Annotated in this window: 1 protein-coding gene; it reads left to right on the top strand. The window is 56.7% G+C overall.

The window, feature by feature from the left end:
• A partial coding sequence (locus IB244_RS31685; protein ID WP_192307008.1) for a DUF3300 domain-containing protein occupies nt 1-406 on the top strand: 406 nt, incomplete at both ends.

The raw sequence follows: 406 nt of genomic DNA, 5'->3' as shown, positions 1-406 counted from the left end.
CGCCTCAGGCCTTGACGGAGGACGAACTCGAGACGCTTGTCGCGCGCATCGCACTTTATCCGGATGACCTCGTGGCACTGATCACGGCTAGCTCGCTGTTTCCGCTGCAGATCGTCGAGGCGAACCGGTTCCTTGAAACGAAGAAGACTGATGACAAGCTTAAGCCCAAGGAGACTTGGGATGGCAGTATCATCTCTCTTCTCAACTATCCTGAGGTCGTCAAGATGATGAACGACGACCTGGAATGGACACAGACGCTCGGACAGGCGATCACCTATCAGCAGAAGGACGTCCTTGTGGCCATTCAACAGCTACGCGACCAAGCGGTGGCCAAGGGCGCGATCAAGACGGACGACAAGATCACGATCGTCAACGAGGGCGACAACGTTGTCATCCGGCCGACCGA

Source organism: Rhizobium sp. RHZ02 (genome assembly GCF_014851575.1).
In the GTDB taxonomy this organism is placed as follows: Bacteria; Pseudomonadota; Alphaproteobacteria; order Rhizobiales; family Rhizobiaceae; genus Rhizobium; species Rhizobium altiplani.
This window is presented reverse-complemented; position numbering and strand designations above follow the sequence as displayed.